Raw genomic sequence first — 16309 nt, forward strand, 5'->3', positions numbered from 1 at the left:
ATATCGTACCGGACGAATGCGGTGGCGCAGATTGGGACTTCCCTGGGTATGAGAGGCTGGACACGGCCTTCAGTCGTGCACGAAGAACACATGGTCAATGAATTCAGCGCCGAGCCACCAGTTGCGCCCGGCGCTTCCGAACCGTTTGTTGACGGCACCGGCCTGGCTCTGCAGCGGCTGGTCGACATTGCCCGCAGCGTCGCGCTGGGCGGTCTTGCCAGCCTGTTCAGGTACGACGACGGTGATATGGCCGGCCCGGCCTTCGGTGGCGCGGTCTGCGCAGATGATGCCAATCCCGCCCCCATTCGCCGCGTTCTGAAGTGCCGTCGCGTCTGCCACACGGCGCCAGCCGAACATCGTGCCGAAATCGAGCAGCCAGCGGTAAAGGTCGTCGGCGCGCATCTCGCGCACTGTCTCGCCGTAGGCCGGCGCGACCGCCTGGCCGGCGGCAATCTTCGCGATCGTGGCGCTGGTCCACCACACGCGCGGCAGGTAAGCCGCCGCAAGATAGCAGTAGTCGGCGGTGTAGACATTGCAGAAGGTCAGGCCGTCCCGGCGCGCATACCGCGCGCTGTGCTCAACGTCCAGCCAGTCACCGATCGCAGCAAGCTGCTGCCTTCGCAAGGCGGCATCGACATCTGGATTGCGTGCCGGTCGCCCGGCCTCGCCGATCGGTGAAGCCAGGCCGCTGGTCGACTGGCGCCCGGCCGAGCGGTTTTCTTCCTTCCAGTGCACGGCCGGTATGCGCGGGATCTGCACCGGCGCCGGCGGTAGCCCGGGTACTGCCGCAAGGAAACTCGCCTTGACGTGACCGATGAAGGCGGCGCCGTTCAGCACCACACGCACACGCACCCACCCAGGGGCGGAGATTCCGAGGACCCGCAGCAGCGTGCCATGCGGCAAGGTCGCGAGCGGCGTGTTGGCGTCTGCGGTCGGCACAAAACGCAGGTTCAGCTGCGTCGCGCTGACCTGCATCAGTTCGCCCTCGCCTGCCTGAATATCGAAACCCGCGGGCTGGAACTGGCCGAACGCTGGCTTTGCGGTGCAACGCTGCCAGCCATTGCCGATGCTGCAGAGATCCTGGCTGGTGACGAATTGCTTGATATCCCAGGCCGTGTACGTTCTGGATTCAGCCCATCCGGTCGCCTCGGCCAGCCAGGTGAACTCAACCAGGCCGGCCTGCTTGAGCAGTCGGCACGTCATGCCCGACCCATAGACGCCCAGCTTGTAGTGGGATACGCCGCCCGAGGCCGCGTCCAACGCAGCGCGCACGCCCCTGAAATACGGCAGCACAAACTTTTTGATCTGCGTCGCGCTGAAATCGACGTCGACCGCGAAGTAGATCGCACTGCCGGCCGGCTGACCGATCTGCCCGGCACTGGAAAAGGCGCTGGCACCATCGAGCTGGCCGCGCGCCAGGTTGAAATCTCCGGTGAGTCGGGCCCGGTCCTGGTAGACGACCGCGAGCAGCAGCCCGGCGCGCGCCAACTCGGCGGCCTCCTTGGGACGAAGCTGCTTTTCCGGCTGCTGCGTGGTGCGCGAGTAGTAACGGATCACAAAAGCCTTGCCAGCCGTCACCAGGCAGCTGGCCGAGCTATCGCACAGGCGGTTGGTGGATATTCCCTCAAGCATGTTGGCTCCCCGGGTGAACGCGTCACCACGGACATCAGCGTAGCCAATGTCCCAATTTTCTGCAAGTGTTCAATTCCGCCCTGGGCGCCAGTCAAGTCCGGGCTGACTGTGGCACTGAACGGCACATGATGGTTACCGTACCCGGACTCATCAAGGCCCGGCAGGCCGCGTCTGCTGGTAATCCCTCGTTCGTAACAGCCTGAACGACGGGAAATCCAGAGTACAGTTGATTTGTCAATCGATCGAATCAAATGAATTTGTGAATTTCCCGTACCGACTGCATTCATGTCCATCCCCATTCGAGTTCTTCTGATTGAAAGCGATACCGGGCGCGCGCGCGCCGTTGGCCAGGCATTGGCCCGGACGCGTGAGGCGTGGCAGGTGGCTCTGGCCACGTCATTGGCTCAGGCACGCGAGCGGCTGGCCGACGCAGAGTTTGATGTCGCGCTTGCCAGCTATCGTCTGGTCGATGGGATTGCTTTTGATTTGACAGACCTGGCGAGTCGCATGCCCGCGGTGCTGTGCGTCAATCCGGACGAAGAATGGGCCGCGGCGCGCGCCTTGCGTCAAGGCTTCAGTGACTACATTGTCGCGGGTGAGGGCGCAAACGACCTGGACGCTCTTGCCGATTTGATGGATGCGGCTCTGACCCGATGGCAGACCCAGCGGCAGTTGCGGGAGACTGCCGAACGTTACGAGCTGGTGCTCAGCGGCTCTGGCCTGGCGCCATGGGATCGGCACTTGCCGAGCGGCAGGGTCTTTCTCAGCAAGCAGAATTACGAGATGCTGGGGTACAGCGAAGGAGAACTCGGGTCGGACGCCAGTTTCTGGCAGCGCCTGATGCATCCGGACGACTGGGAGGCGACGCATGAGGCCAGCGAGGCTCATCTTCGAGGAGAGACGCCGAGTTACCGAAGTGAGTACCGGATGCGCCACAAGGACGGGCACTGGGTCTGGGTGCTGAGCCGTGGCCGGGTCATGGAGCGCGATGTTCACGGTGCACCCGTGCGCATGCTGGGAATTTATGTCGACATCACCGAGCGCCGACGTGAGCAGGACGCGATGGCACGTCAGAACCGCTTGTTGCAGGCTGTCAGTCGGGCGCAGACCCTTGTGATAGCGAGCCGTGAAACCGGTTTCAATTTCGAGGGTCTACTGGACGAACTGCTCGCCGTGACGGAAAGCGAATACGGCTTTGTCGGTGAAGTGTTCTTCACTCCTGAGCGGCAGCCTTACCTGAAGACATTTGCTGTTTCAGATACTGCGCGGGACGAAGCATCAAGACGGCCGGGCAAGGAACGCATGCCGCGCGGCATGATGTTTTCCAATCCGAACACGCTGGTTGGTGCCGCCCTGGCGTCAGGCAAGCCAGTGATTTCCAATGAGACTGACAGCGATCCGATGCGCGGCGGCGTGCTGCGTGGGCAAGTGGCGATCGACGCTTTTCTGGGTATTCCCATTCACCATGGTGAAGAAATGGTCGCCATGGTGGGTCTGGCCAGGCGATCGGCTGGCTACAGCCAGGCGGACGTCGACTTCCTTGAGCCCCTGTGCAACACGATCGGTCAGCTGGTTCAGGCGCGGCGCATGGATGCCGAGCGACAGCGTGCCCAGGACGAACTGCAGGCAACAGCCGCCCTGCTGGCTGAAAAAACCAAGTCACTGGCGACCACGCTGGACAGCATGAACCAGGGCATCATCATGGTGGATCCGGGTGGTCGGATCATCGTCTGCAACCAATACGCCCTGGGGCTTCTGGATATTCCTGAAAGCCTCATGGTGACGCATCCGAGTTACACGGACATTGTGCGGTTTCAGGCGGAACGCGGTGACTTTGGTGACAACTATGCCGGGATTGAAACCAAGGGGCGGGCGTATGTGGCGCGGGGCGATGCATCTGGCGCGCCGGACAAGTACTTGCGGACAACCAGATCGGGTCGCGTGCTGGAATTGGTGACACGCATGTTGCCTTCCGGCGACATGGTGCGAACCTATACAGACATCACCGAGCAACTTCGGGCCGACGAGAAGATACGCGAGAGCGAGGCCCGTTTTCGCGCCTTGACCGAACTCTCATCGGATTGGTATTGGGAGCAGGACGCGGAGTTCCGTTTCGTTCGGGTCGATGGTGACCTGGAAACCCCCAATCCATTGCCTTGGGATAGCTATATCGGCACAACGCGTTGGGGTAGCGATGCAGAAGGTGTCAGTCCCGCGCAGTGGGACGCGCACCGGGCCGCGCTGCAGGCGCGCGCAGTCTTTCGTGATTTTGAGTTACAGCGCCTGCGTGCGGACGGTACGTTGATGTGGATTGGCATCAGTGGCGCCCCCATCTTTGATTCGGATGGGGTATTCCAGGGTTACCGGGGAACAGGGCGCGACATTACCGTTCGCAAGCAGGCGGAAGCCCAGATTCAGAAACTGGCGTTTTACGATTCATTGACGGAGCTGCCCAATCGGCAAATGCTGCTGGATCGGCTTGAGCATGCGGTCGCGGGCAGCGCCCGTCACCGCAGTCATGGCGGCTTGTTGTTCATTGACCTGGACAATTTCAAGATGCTGAATGACACCATGGGGCATGACCGCGGAGATCAATTGCTGCAGCAGGTGGCCCGGCGGCTGACCCAGTGCGTGCGGCACATGGACACCGTGGCACGACTGGGGGGCGACGAGTTCGTGGTCATGCTTGAGGAACTCAGCGCGGATGCCCTTGAGGCGGCCACTCAGGTTGAAGCAGTGGGCAAGAAAGTCCTCGCGGCGCTTAACCATCCCTTTGACCTCGCGGGTCAGCACCATCACACCTCTCCCAGCATCGGCGCAACCCTGTTTTTCGATCACATGGAAACGGTGGATGAGTTGCTCAAGCGTGCTGACTTGGCGATGTACCAGGCGAAGGCGGCAGGGCGCAATACCCTGCGGTTCTTTGACCCCGAGATGCAGGCGGTTGTGAACGCCAGGGCCGCGCTGGAGCTTGATCTGCGCCAGGGTCTGGCACAAGGCGAGTTGCTTCTGCACTATCAGCCTGTGGTAGACGCTGCGGGCGAGACCACGGGGGTCGAGGCATTGGCGCGCTGGGTGCATCCCCGGCAGGGTATGGTGTCACCCGCTGAATTCATTCCCCTGGCAGAGCAGACCGGACTTATCTTGCCCTTGGGCCGGTGGGTGCTCGAGACAGCCTGCTTGCAGTTGGTCGCCTGGAGTACCAGCCGGGCCACGAAGCATCTCACCATGTCGGTCAATGTCAGTGCCCGCGAGTTTCATCATCCTGACTTTTCTTCGCTGGTCGTTGCCCTGCTGGGCAAGACCGGCGCCAATCCCGGCCGTCTCAAGCTTGAACTGACGGAAAGCCTGTTGCTGAGTGACGTGGAAGACGCCATCGCCAAGATGAGCGAGTTACGCTCGATTGGCGTGAACTTCTCGCTGGACGACTTTGGCACCGGCTACTCATCCTTGTCCTACCTCAAACGCCTGCCGCTGGATCAGCTGAAAATTGACCGGTCGTTCATATCCGATGTGCTGACAGATGCCAACGATGCCGCGATTGTGCGCACCATTCTGGCATTGGCGCAGAGCCTGGGTTTGAGCGTGGTGGCCGAAGGGGTGGAAACACAGGGTCAGCGGGATTTTCTGGAGCAGATCGGTTGCACCGCGTTCCAGGGGTACCTGTTCGGACGACCGGTGCCGCTGGATGCGTTGCGACTGACCTGATCCGGTCAGGGCGCGTGCGGCACAATGGCGTGGCCGATTGGCGATATGGTGGTAGAGGCCCCGAAATGAGACTTTTCTGGTGAGTTTTTCTGAGGAAGTCCAGCGCCTGCAAGATCAATTGCAGCAAGCTTGCCGTCGTCTGCAACTGGTGGCCGATGCCTCAGGGGGCATGATCGGCAAACTTGAGTTTGAGTTGCGTGCCGGTGGCGCTCTGATTCTCGTCGATGCAGACGAAACGGCGGATCAACTCCTGCACAGAACTTGTTCAGATTTTCTTGAACGCCCGTTTCTTGCACTTTTTCCCGGATTGCAGGTCACCAATATTCAGGCTGCCTTGGTGGACGTGGCGCTCAAGGGCAGTTTGCTGGAGCCCCGCAGTCTTCTTGGTGAGGGCTTTTTTTCGGGGGCGGCCTTCAATTTCTTTGCCTTTCAGATCGCACCCGGCCGTGCCGTGGTGAAGTTCTGGGACAGCTGCGGAGCAGTCGAATCCGAAAACAGGAACATGCGTTCGCAGCAACAACTGGCTGTGGTGTTCAGCCAGAGCCCGGTGGCCATCTCGCTAAGTCGCGAAAGTGATGGCGTCTACGTGGACGTCAATGAAGAATGGTCCCTGCTCACGGGTTTGTCGCTTGCGAATGTCTTGGGGCGAACCACGATCGACCTGGGTTTCTGGCCCAGCGCCGAGGAGCGCGAGGCAGCGCTGGGCGCCTTGCGCGAGTCTGGGCGCCTGCACAATCTGGATTTGCCGTTCATCAGGCCGAATGGCACCAAGCTCATACTGCAGCTCAATGCCTCCCGCATCGAGATCGGCGGCTCGCGGTATATCTTGAGCTACGCCAAGGATGTGACCGCGGAGCGTTCGGTGCAAGCCGAACTGCAGGCCAGTCGGCAGTTGTTGGAAGAGACCAATACCAGGCTCAATCAGCAGATCAGGCTGTTCGAATCGATGGAGAGTCTGGCCTCTGTCGGCTACTGGACGTCGGGTGCTGACCCCGCCAGTTTGCGCTGGTCCAATGGCTTGTACAGTCTGGCGGGGCTTGAACCCGGTACGGTTCAAGGCCGGGTGGCCGGGCGCAGCCTCATCCACGCAGAAGATCTAAAACAGTTCGAAGAGGCCCGCAGCAAACTGGATGGGTCCATTGCCGAGTACCGATGGAATCATCCGGACGGGCGGGTGCACTGGTTGCGTTCGCGCATGCGGCATTTGTCGGGAGAAGGCGCCGAGGCCATTGATTTTGGCGTTGTCCAGGACGTTACCAACGAGCGCGAAGCAACCCTTGCCCTTCAGGAGAAGTTGGGGTTCATTCAAAAAATCACCAGCCGCGTGCCAGGCGTGGTGTTCCAGTTGCGGCTCAAGGCCGATGGATCGTACGAGTTCCCTTACATCAGTGATCCCGTGCGGGACCTTTACCGGGGTGTAACGCCCGAAGAAGTGATGCAGGATGCATCCTGCACCTTGCGACTGCACCATCCGGATGACCGGGCAGCCTTCGTCGCCTCCATCAGGACCTCCGCGCAGCATCTCACGCCCTGGAGTCATGAATATCGTTTGCGGTTTGATGACGGCGAGGTGCGCTGGCTGATGGGACAAGCCATGCCTGAACGGGAGGCGGATGGTGCCGTGTTGTGGAATGGCTTTACGACAGACGTCACCTTGCGCAAACAGGCGGAGGAACGCCTGCGTGATAGCGAAGCGCGTTTCCGTGCCCTGACGGCGCTCTCTTCAGACTGGTACTGGGAGCAGGATGAGGAAATGAGGTTTGTGCGCTTTGAAGGACGCGCCGTGGGTTCGACGCCTGTCGATCGAATCGGCAAGACGCGCTGGGAGGTGGGCGCATTGAACATGAGCGAGGCTGACTGGGATGCGCACAGGGCTGTACTGCGATCGCATGGCACTTTTCGGGATCTGGAACTACAGGATGTTGACGCCAAAGGTCGCAACTACTGGATGTCCGTCAGCGGCGAGCCGATTTTTGATTTGCAGGGAATTTTCAGAGGGTACCGGGGCATTGGACGCAATGTCACAGGACGCAAGCGGGCTGAAGACGAGATTGAACGGCTGGCCTTCTACGATGTGTTGACCGGATTGCCCAATCGCCGTTTGTTGATGGACCGCCTGCAGCACGCGTTGGCGACCAGCGGACGCGACAGTTCGCCCGGCGCCCTGTTGTTCATTGACCTGGACAATTTCAAGGATCTCAATGACACCCAGGGTCATGACATGGGTGACCAGTTGCTGAAACAGGTGGCGGTCCGGCTGGGCGAGTGCGTGCGTGACGCTGACACGGTGGCACGCCTGGGAGGCGATGAGTTTGTCGTGATGCTGGAGAAACTCGGGCGCGAGCCCAATGAAGCGGCAGCTTTGGCGGAAAGTGTGGGCCGCAAAATATTGAGCACATTGAGTCGGCCTTACCGGATGGGCGACGCCGAGCATCACAGCACCCCGAGCATTGGCATCACGCTATTTCATGACCATCTGCTCAGCATTGATGAGTTGCTCAAGCGGGCAGATCTGGCCATGTACCAGGCCAAGGCTGCGGGGCGCAACACGCTGCGCTTTTTCGACCCCGAGATGCAGGCCGTGGTAGCCGCACGTGCTTCGCTGGAGTCAGATCTTCGCCAGGGCCTGCAACGCAAGGAATTGTTGCTGTATTACCAGCCCGTGGTGAATGAGGCCGGGCTCATGGTGGGCGTTGAGGCACTGGCACGCTGGCAGCACCCCCAGCGCGGCATGGTGTTGCCAGGCGATTTCATCCCTCTGGCCGAACAAACCGGCCTGATTTTGCCCCTGGGGCAATGGGTTCTGGAGGCCGCGTGTACCCAATTGGTGGCATGGTCAACCCAGCCCGACACGGCGTGCTTGAGCGTGGCTGTCAACGTCAGCGTACGCCAGTTCAGGCAAGCTGATTTTGCCAGTCAACTTCTGGCTTTGCTGCAGTTGAGCGGCGCCAATCCCTGCCGCCTGAAACTCGAGATAACAGAGAGCCTGCTGCTCAATGACATGGAGGACGCGATCCAGAAGATGGGTGAACTCAGGTCGATTGGCGTGAGCTTTTCACTGGACGATTTTGGCACCGGCTACTCTTCGCTGGCCTACCTCAAGCAACTGCCGCTGGAGCAGCTCAAGATCGACCAGTCGTTTGTGCGTGACGTGTTGACTGATCCCAATGACGCCGCCATCGCCCAGACCGTGTTGACACTGGGGCAGAGTCTCGGTTTGACGGTGGTAGCCGAAGGTGTGGAGACCCAGGCTCAGCATGAGTTCTTGCTGCGCCACGGCTGCCGTGTGTTTCAGGGATATCTGTTCGGCCGGCCGGTGCCGGTGGGCCAGCTGGTGCTGAATGGGATTGCCAAACCCGGGCAAGCCGGGTCGTAGGGTCGTAAGCCGGCTTACCCGGCCCGGCTGTCGTCTGAGGGCAGTACGGTTTCACTGTCCGACAGTTCGGCAATGGCCTGGCGCACCGCGGCTTTGTCACCGGCATTGGCAAACTTGCTGTATTTGCCAAGAATGGTTACCAACTGGCCGTAAACACGGGGGTTGCCAGCCATGCATTCATTCTGTTCCAGGAAATCGGAATCGCCTGTGAAATTGCCAACCAGGCCACCCGCTTCGGTCACCAGCAATGAGCCCGCCGCCACATCCCAGGGCTGCAGGCCGGTCTCAAAAAATCCATCGGTAAAACCAGCGGCGACATAGGCCAGATCAAGCGCGGCGGCGCCAGGGCGGCGCAGGCCGGCGGTCTTCTGCATCACGTCACCCATCATGCGCAGGTAGGCGTTGAAGTCGTCGCCGGGGCGGAACGGGAAGCCGGTGGAAATAAGGCACTCCTGCATGCGGATGCGTTTGGAGACGCGCAGGCGGCGGTCGTTCAGATAGGCGCCGCGCCCCTTGGTGGCGGTGAACAGGTCATTGCGGCTGGGGTCATAAATGACGGCCTGCTCAATCTTGCCCTTGACGGCCAGGGCAATGCTCACGCAGTAAACCGGCAAGCCGTGGATGAAGTTGGTGGTGCCGTCCAGCGGGTCAATGATCCAGACGAATTCCGAATCTTTGGCGCCGTGTTCCCGACCTGATTCCTCGGCCCAGATGCCGTGCCCGGGGTACGCTGCCAGCAGCGTCTCGATGATGGCCTGTTCGGCTGCGTGGTCAACGTCGGTGACGAAGTCATTGACCAGCTTTTGCGAGATGCGAACCGCTTCGACGTCAAGCGCGGCGCGGTTGATGATGGCACCAGCGGCGCGGGCGGCCTTGACGGCCACATTGATCATGGGATGCAGATTGGGGGACATAAATTGTTTTCAGGAGCTGGGCGGAACTGCACGGCGATGCGGGCAGCGACAATAGCGTGATTTTACCCGTCCCGGCGATTTTCCCCATTTCCGCGCGCATTTACGAGTTTATGCAGACACGTTTTATCCTGATCAATACCAGCCACGCCGGCAATGTCGGAGCGGCGGCCCGGGCCATGAAAACCATGGGTTTTGATGACCTGGTGCTGGTGGCGCCGCGCTGGCCCAATGTGCTCAACCGCGAAGAGACCATCCAGCGCGCCAGCGGGGCGCTGGATGTGCTCAAAAACGCCCGCATTGTGGCCACGCTGGACGAAGCACTGGACGGCATGACCCATTTGTGTGCCACGGCCATGACGCCGCGCGACTTTGGCCCGCCCACCGTCACGCCTCGTGAGCATTTCGAGGCGCTGTCGAATGAAGAGTCGGCAACGCAGCAGGGCGTGGCGTTCCTGTTCGGTTCCGAGCGTTTTGGCATGAGCAATGACGATGTCTATCGTTGCCACGCCTGCCTGAGCATTCCCAGCAACCCGAAGTTCGGCTCCCTCAATCTCGGCGCGGCTTTGCAGGTCATCGCCTACGAGTGGCGCCTGGCCTTGGGCGGCTATGCCGTGCAACAGGCGACCGTGGCCCCCGTGCTGGCCGATGCCAGCCAGGTGGCTGGCATGCTGGCCCATTGGGAGCGATCGCTGGTTGCCATCGGTTTTCTGGACCCGCTGGCACCCAAGAAACTGATGCCCCGGCTCAATCAGCTGTTCAACCGGGCGGGTGTCACGCAGGAGGAGATCCACATTCTGCGGGGCATCGCCAAGATGATGGACCAGACCGCTTCCGGGCAGAAGCCCCTGCCGGAAGCCGCGACACCTTCAAAACGCTAGACTTGCACGATGTTTTCCCGACTACGTTCCGACATTCAATGCATTCTTGACCGCGACCCGGCTGCGCGCAGCACCTGGGAGGTGCTCACCTGCTACCCCGGCCTGCACGCCCTGGTGCTGCACCGGCGCGCCCATTGGTGCTGGAACCACGGGCTGAAGTGGCTGGGGCGTTTTATTTCCCACCTGGCCCGTTTCCTCACCGGTATTGAAATACACCCGGGTGCCAAGATCGGACAGCGGGTGTTCTTTGACCATGCCATGGGCGTGGTGGTGGGCGAGACGGCCGAAATTGGTGACGGCTGCACCATTTACCAGGGGGTGACCCTGGGCGGCACCTCGCTCTACAAGGGCACCAAGCGCCATCCCACGCTGGGGCGCGACGTGGTTGTGAGCGCTGGCGCCAAGGTGCTGGGCGGTTTCGAGGTCGGTGACGGCGCCAAGATTGGCAGCAATGCGGTGGTGATCAAGCCGGTGCCGGCTGGCGCCACGGCTGTGGGTATTCCAGCGCGGATCATTCCGTCGAAGGCCGGTGAAAGTGCTGATGTCACGTCGCCGGAAAAGAAGTTCTCGGCCTACGGCATCACGCAGGAGGACGACCCCTTGAGCCAGGCCATGCGTGGCCTGATTGACAATGCCTCATCGCAGGAGCACCAGATTGCGCTGCTGTGGAAGGCGATTGAGACCCTGCAGGCCAATCGATCCGCCACCAATTGCGTGCCGGGCGATGCGGCCCGCAGCGAGCACTTTGAGGCCGACAAGCTCAACCAGCTGGTCGGCAAATAAGCCCTTCCGCCAAATCAGGCGGAAGGGATGGGGCGAATCGCTGACTTGGGCCGGAAAGCCTTGCACACGTCGTCGTTGGTTTCCAGGTACGGCCCGCCAATCAGGTCCACGCAGTAAGGAACAGCGGCAAAGATGCCCGCCATCAGGGTTTCGCCATTGCTGCCTTTGAGGCCTTCCAGTGTTTCCTGAATCGACTTGGGCTGCCCCGGCAGGTTGATGATCAGGGTCTGATCCCGGATTACCGCCACCTGGCGCGACAGAATCGCGGTCGGTACGAACTTGAGGCTGATCTGGCGCATCTGCTCGCCAAAACCGGGCATCTCCTTGTGCGCCACCGCCAGCGTGGCCTCGGGTGTGACATCGCGCCGGGCCGGACCGGTGCCGCCGGTGGTCAGTACCAGCGCACAACCGGCATCGACCAGTTCAATGAGGGTCTGGCTGATGAGGATTTGCTTGTCGGGGATCAGGCGGGGCTCAATTTGCAGCGGGTTTTTCAGGGCGCGGGTCAGCCAGTCCTGCAGGGCCGGCAAGCCTTTGTCGACATACACGCCGGTCGACGCCCGGTCGCTGATGGAGACAATGCCAATCTTGACCTGGTCGAATGGATGGCTTGCTGCGGCAGTCATGACGCCTCACCCGATCCACCCACTGCGTCGGCTTCGTTCTGGTTTGTCAGCTGCTCACGCACGATCTGAAATATATCCCGGTAGGCCCGGCCATGGCGCACGGCCTCACCGGGCTTCTCGGGCTTGGCGTCCTTGCGCGCCTGGCGAATGAGGGCGCGCAGTTGCTGCGAGTCGGAATTGGGGCACTTGGTAACCCATTCGCCAAATGCATCATCATCGGCGATCAGGCGGTCACGCCAGGTCTCTGCCAGGTGCAGAACGAGGTTCTCCTGCGCCGAGCCGCTGTGTTGTTCGGTCAGAGCGGTGCGCACCGTCTCCAGCACCGTCGGGTCCACCAGCCGCATCAGCTTGCCAATGAACTGCATCTGGCGGCGTTTGCCTTCGAAATTGGTGATGCGCTTGGCCTCGGCCACGGCGTCCTTCAGCTTGTCCGTCAGCGCGAGGCGTGCCATCAGGTCGGCGCGCAGCGTCAACAGGTCTTCACCGAGCTTTTGCAGCTCAGTGCTTTCCCGTTTGAGCTCGGTCCGGCTTTGATCGTCCGTGCCCTTGAGTTCGCGCTTGAGCTCCAGATCGCGTTCGCTGCCTTCGGCGACGAACTCACCTCTGACGAAATAGCCTTTTTTGAGTTTGCGTGACATGGTCTGGAAATAGTGAGGGAGTGGCAGGCGCAGAGTCCCGCAGAGCCAAGTATCATAGCCTCCGATATGAAGAAACCCAATATGCCCCCTGCGCGGTCAAGCGCTGACAACGGCTTCAGCTACAGCCGCCCCTACTTTGAAGAACTGGTGGACACGGCCCTGGCCCACGCCAAAAAGCTGGGTGCGACCGACGCCGGCGCGGAGGCGTCCGAGGGTTGCGGCCTGAGCGTCTCGGTTCGCAAAGGCGAACTGGAGAACGTGGAACGCAATCGCGACAAGTCACTGGGGGTGACGGTTTACATGGGCCATCGCCGTGGCAACGCCAGCACCTCGGATTTTTCCAGGGCTGCGATTGAACAAACGGTGCAGGCCGCCTATGACATTGCGCGCTTCACCGCGGAAGACCCTTTTGCCGCCTTGCCGGACGCCGGGGATGTGGCGCCAGCGTCAGAGCAGCGCACTGACCTCGACCTGTTCCACCCCTGGGCCATCAACAGCGAACAGGCGGCAAAACTGGCCATGGCCTGCGAAGCGGCGGCCTTGAAGACCGACAAACGCATTACCAACAGCGAGGGGGCCGCGGTGTCAGCCCAGCAATCGCATTTCTTCAGCGCCCACACCCGGGGTTTCCGGGGTGGTTACGCCAGCTCGCGCCACTCACTGTCGGTGTCACCCATTGCGGGCAAGGGCAGTGACATGCAGCGCGACGCCTGGTACAGCTCGATGCGCAACGCGGATGACTTGGCCACGCCCGAAGCCGTTGGACGCTATGCGGCAGAGCGTGCCTTGAGCCGGCTGAACGCGCGCAAGATTGCGACGACGGAATGCCCGATTTTGTTTGAGTCACCGCTGGCCGCTGGTCTGCTGGGCAGCTTTGTGCAGGCCATCAGTGGTGGCGCCCTGTACCGCAAGAGCTCGTTCCTGCTGGACTCGCTGGGCAAGCAGGTGCTGCCCAAGCACATTGACATCATGGAAGACCCGTTTGTCAAACGCGGCAAAGGCAGTTCGCCGTTTGATGATGAGGGTGTGAGGGTCAAGGCCCGCCAGGTGGTGGAGGCCGGGCGGGTGCAGGGCTATTTCCTGGGCAGCTATTCGGCTCGCAAACTCGGCATGAAGACCACCGGCAATGCTGGCGGTTCGCACAATCTCACCCTGACTTCGCGCCTGACGCGTGCCGGCGATGACCTCGATGCCATGCTGGAAAAACTGGGCACCGGCTTGTTCGTGACCGAGCTCATGGGCAGCGGCGTGAACTACGTCACTGGCGACTACTCACGCGGGGCCAGCGGCTTCTGGGTGGAGAAGGGCCGCATCGCGTTCCCGGTACAGGAGATCACCATCGCCGGCAACATGAAAGCCATGCTCAAGGGCATCCAGGCGGTGGGGGCGGATACCTACAACTACGGGGCCAAGACGGTGGGGTCCATCCTGGTCAATCGCATGAAGGTAGCGGGGAGCTGAATCAGCCTGCCAGCGCGGCTTTGACCGCTGCCGACACCTGTCCCATATCGGCCTTGCCCGCCAGGCGTGTCTTGACCGCGCCCATGACCTTGCCCATGTCGCCAGGTCCCGTGGCGCCCAGTTCCGCGACGATGGCGCGCACTTCGGCCGCTACTTCCTCGGCGCTCAGGCGCTGCGGCAGGTAGTCCTCCAGCACCTTCACTTCAGCCGCTTCCTTGTCCGCCAGGTCCATGCGGTTGGCCTGGGTGAAGGCGGCGATCGAGTCCTTGCGCTGCTTGATCAGCTTGTCGACGATGGCGACCATGGCGATGTCGTCCAGCACGACACGTTCATCGACCTCTTTTTGCTTGGCGGCCGCCAGCAGCAGGCGGATGGTGCCCAGGCGCTCGCTGTCCTTGGCGCGCATGGCGGTTTTCATGTCATCGGTGATCTGGTCTTTGAGTGTCATGGTTTCGTTTCCAATTCGATTCGATACGTTGTTGCCCCATCTTGCCGTGCTGAACAATACAGGGTCGCAATCTTCGCCAAAAAAACATAAAAAAAGCCCGCCTGAGCGTCCCCGGCGAGCTTTTTTTGAGACCTTAACTGTGGTTTTAACCTGCGTTAAGTGCCTTGCCAGACGAGCTGGATCAGTACATCTTCTTGGGCAACTGCATGGCGCGGATGCGCTTGTAGTTGCGCTTGACGGCGGCAGCCTTCTTGCGCTTGCGCTCGGCAGTTGGCTTTTCGTAGAACTCGCGTGCGCGCAAGTCAGTCAATAGGCCCAATTTTTCAATGGTGCGCTTGAAGCGGCGCAGGGCGACGTCAAAGGGTTCGTTCTCTTTTACACGGATGGTTGTCATTACGTAATGTTGTCCAAAATATGCAGACTTCAGCCAAAGGAAGATCGGGCCAGTTGAAGAATATCGTGCGATGTTCCCCGCTAAAAAGTTGATCAGGCAGCGGGGGTTTGCCAGCAAAGCCTTGGATTATAGCGTTTCTGGCAAGGAATTCAATGCCCCGCTTCACGCAATTGTCCGACCGGCCGACAGCGTGGCGGCCAAACCCTGTGCGCAGGCATGGCCGCTGGCCCAGGCCCACTGGAAGTTGTAGCCGCCCAGCCAGCCGGTCACGTCCACCACTTCGCCGATGAAATACAGGCCGGGCTGCTTCGATTCGAGGGTCTGCGACGACAAATCGCGGGTGTCGACACCCCCGGCGGTGACCTCGGCCTTTTTGTAACCTTCAGTGCCGGTGGGCGTCAGTTCCCAGCGCGCCAGGCGCTCCGCCAGCACCGCCAGCGCCTTGTCAGTGGCCTCGTTGATGGGCCGCTGCCAGTTCTGGCCCAGGGCAGCGCCCTGTGCCACCCAGGTATCGGCCAGGCGCGAGGGCACCAGACTCGCCAGTTCATTGGCGATCAGCTTGCGTGAACTGGCTTTGGCGTGGGTGAGCGACTGCAGCACATCGGTGTCGGGCGCCAGATTGAGCCGAATCGGCGTGCCCGTTTGCCAGTAGCTCGAAATTTGCAGCACGGCCGGGCCGCTCAGACCCCGATGGGTGAACAGCAGGTCTTCCAGAAAACCCATTTTTTCTTTCTTGCTGCCGGTCTCAATGTGCACCGGCAGCGACAGGCCGGCCAGCTGGGCGTAGGGCGCCCAGGCGTCGCCGTCAAAGGTCAGCGGCACCAGAGCTGGTCGCGGCTCCACCATGCGCAGCCCGAACTTGCGGGCGAAACGGTAGCCGAAGTCGGTGGCGCCAATCTTGGGGATCGACAGGCCGCCGGTGGCGATGACCACCGATGGCGTGCGAATAACGCCCCGGTCGCTATCAAGTTCATAGCTGCCGGCGCCCGTTCCTTCTGGGCTGGAGGCTGAATACCTGATGTTCCTGATGCTGCAGGGCTGCCAGCGCGTGATCCGCCCGGCATCGCATTCGGCCAGCAGCAGAGCGATGATGTCTTCGGCCGACCGGTCGCAGAACAGCTGCCCCTTGTGCTTTTCATGGAATGGGACGCCGTGGCGCTGCAGCAAGTCGGTGAACTGGCGCGGCGTGTAGCGCGACAGCGCCGAGCGGCAAAAATTGGGGTTGTTGCCCAGAAAATTGGCCGCTGTGGTGCCCAGGTTGGTGAAGTTGCAGCGCCCGCCGCCCGAGATGCGGATTTTCTCCGCCACTTTGTCACTGTGGTCCACGACCAGCACTTTGAGTCCGAGTTGCCCGGCCACGCCGGCGCAAAACAGCCCGGCGGCACCCGCCCCAATCACCACGACGTCAAATGAATTCACGGGCTAAAGCGGGCGCTTGCCCGTGCCCGCGA

12 protein-coding genes are annotated in these 16309 nt (G+C 61.3%); 5 read left to right on the top strand and 7 right to left on the bottom strand.

Going from position 1 to position 16309, the window contains the following annotated elements:
• Positions 1-69: 69 nt before the first annotated feature.
• A complete protein-coding gene (locus Q7T10_RS06645) occupies positions 70-1632 on the bottom strand; it encodes a glycoside hydrolase domain-containing protein (protein ID WP_304747041.1) in 1563 nt (520 codons plus the stop codon).
• 285 nt (positions 1633-1917) lie between these two features.
• Here Q7T10_RS06645 and Q7T10_RS06655 point away from each other — a divergent pair, with 285 nt between their 5' ends.
• Entirely contained in the window at positions 1918-5340 is a 3423-nt protein-coding gene (locus tag Q7T10_RS06655) for an EAL domain-containing protein (protein ID WP_370653737.1), read from the top strand.
• A gap of 79 nt (positions 5341-5419) precedes the next feature.
• Positions 5420-8716, top strand: coding sequence for an EAL domain-containing protein (locus tag Q7T10_RS06660; RefSeq protein ID WP_304747042.1), 3297 nt, complete (start codon positions 5420-5422; stop codon positions 8714-8716).
• Positions 8717-8730: 14 nt separating this feature from the next.
• Here the strand turns inward: Q7T10_RS06660 and Q7T10_RS06665 are convergent, their stop codons facing one another.
• Entirely contained in the window at positions 8731-9630 is a 900-nt protein-coding gene (locus Q7T10_RS06665; protein WP_304747044.1) for an inositol monophosphatase family protein, read from the bottom strand.
• Between the two features lie 110 nt (positions 9631-9740).
• Here Q7T10_RS06665 and Q7T10_RS06670 point away from each other — a divergent pair, with 110 nt between their 5' ends.
• A complete protein-coding gene (locus Q7T10_RS06670) occupies positions 9741-10508 on the top strand; it encodes an RNA methyltransferase (protein WP_304747045.1) in 768 nt (255 codons plus the stop codon).
• A 9-nt stretch (positions 10509-10517) separates the two neighbouring features.
• A complete protein-coding gene (cysE, locus tag Q7T10_RS06675) occupies positions 10518-11291 on the top strand; it encodes a serine O-acetyltransferase (RefSeq protein ID WP_304747046.1) in 774 nt (257 codons plus the stop codon).
• 14 nt (positions 11292-11305) lie between these two features.
• Here cysE and mog read toward each other — a convergent pair whose 3' ends face one another.
• Together mog and yjgA are read right to left on the bottom strand one after the other, a co-directional pair.
• Positions 11306-11917 (bottom strand): molybdopterin adenylyltransferase, encoded by a 612-nt coding sequence (gene mog, locus Q7T10_RS06680; RefSeq protein WP_304747047.1) that lies wholly within the window; start codon positions 11915-11917, stop codon positions 11306-11308.
• Positions 11914-12555 (bottom strand): ribosome biogenesis factor YjgA, encoded by a 642-nt coding sequence (gene yjgA / locus Q7T10_RS06685; RefSeq protein ID WP_304747048.1) that lies wholly within the window; start codon positions 12553-12555, stop codon positions 11914-11916. The genes mog and yjgA overlap by 4 nt, the downstream gene beginning before the upstream one ends.
• Before the next feature lie 66 nt (positions 12556-12621).
• On the opposite strand from yjgA, the gene pmbA reads away from it, so the two are divergent.
• Positions 12622-14016, top strand: coding sequence for a metalloprotease PmbA (gene pmbA / locus Q7T10_RS06690; protein ID WP_304747049.1), 1395 nt, complete (start codon positions 12622-12624; stop codon positions 14014-14016).
• Position 14017: 1 nt separating this feature from the next.
• On the opposite strand, the gene Q7T10_RS06695 is transcribed toward pmbA, so the two are convergent.
• The 3 genes from Q7T10_RS06695 to Q7T10_RS06705 all read right to left on the bottom strand — a co-directional run bounded on the left by Q7T10_RS06695 (position 14018) and on the right by Q7T10_RS06705 (position 16277).
• Positions 14018-14464 carry a GatB/YqeY domain-containing protein gene (locus Q7T10_RS06695; protein WP_304747050.1) on the bottom strand — a complete coding sequence of 149 codons (447 nt, stop codon included), beginning with the start codon at positions 14462-14464 and terminating at the stop codon, positions 14018-14020.
• A gap of 181 nt (positions 14465-14645) precedes the next feature.
• The gene (gene rpsU, locus Q7T10_RS06700; protein WP_011465162.1) at positions 14646-14858 is read right to left on the bottom strand and encodes a 30S ribosomal protein S21; all 213 of its coding nucleotides are present in this window, start codon (positions 14856-14858) and stop codon (positions 14646-14648) included.
• 162 nt (positions 14859-15020) lie between these two features.
• Positions 15021-16277, bottom strand: coding sequence for an NAD(P)/FAD-dependent oxidoreductase (locus Q7T10_RS06705; protein WP_304747053.1), 1257 nt, complete (start codon positions 16275-16277; stop codon positions 15021-15023).
• Positions 16278-16309 lie beyond the last annotated feature (32 nt).

The organism is Rhodoferax sp. (assembly GCF_030646845.1).
Lineage (GTDB): Bacteria > Pseudomonadota > Gammaproteobacteria > Burkholderiales > Burkholderiaceae_C > Rhodoferax.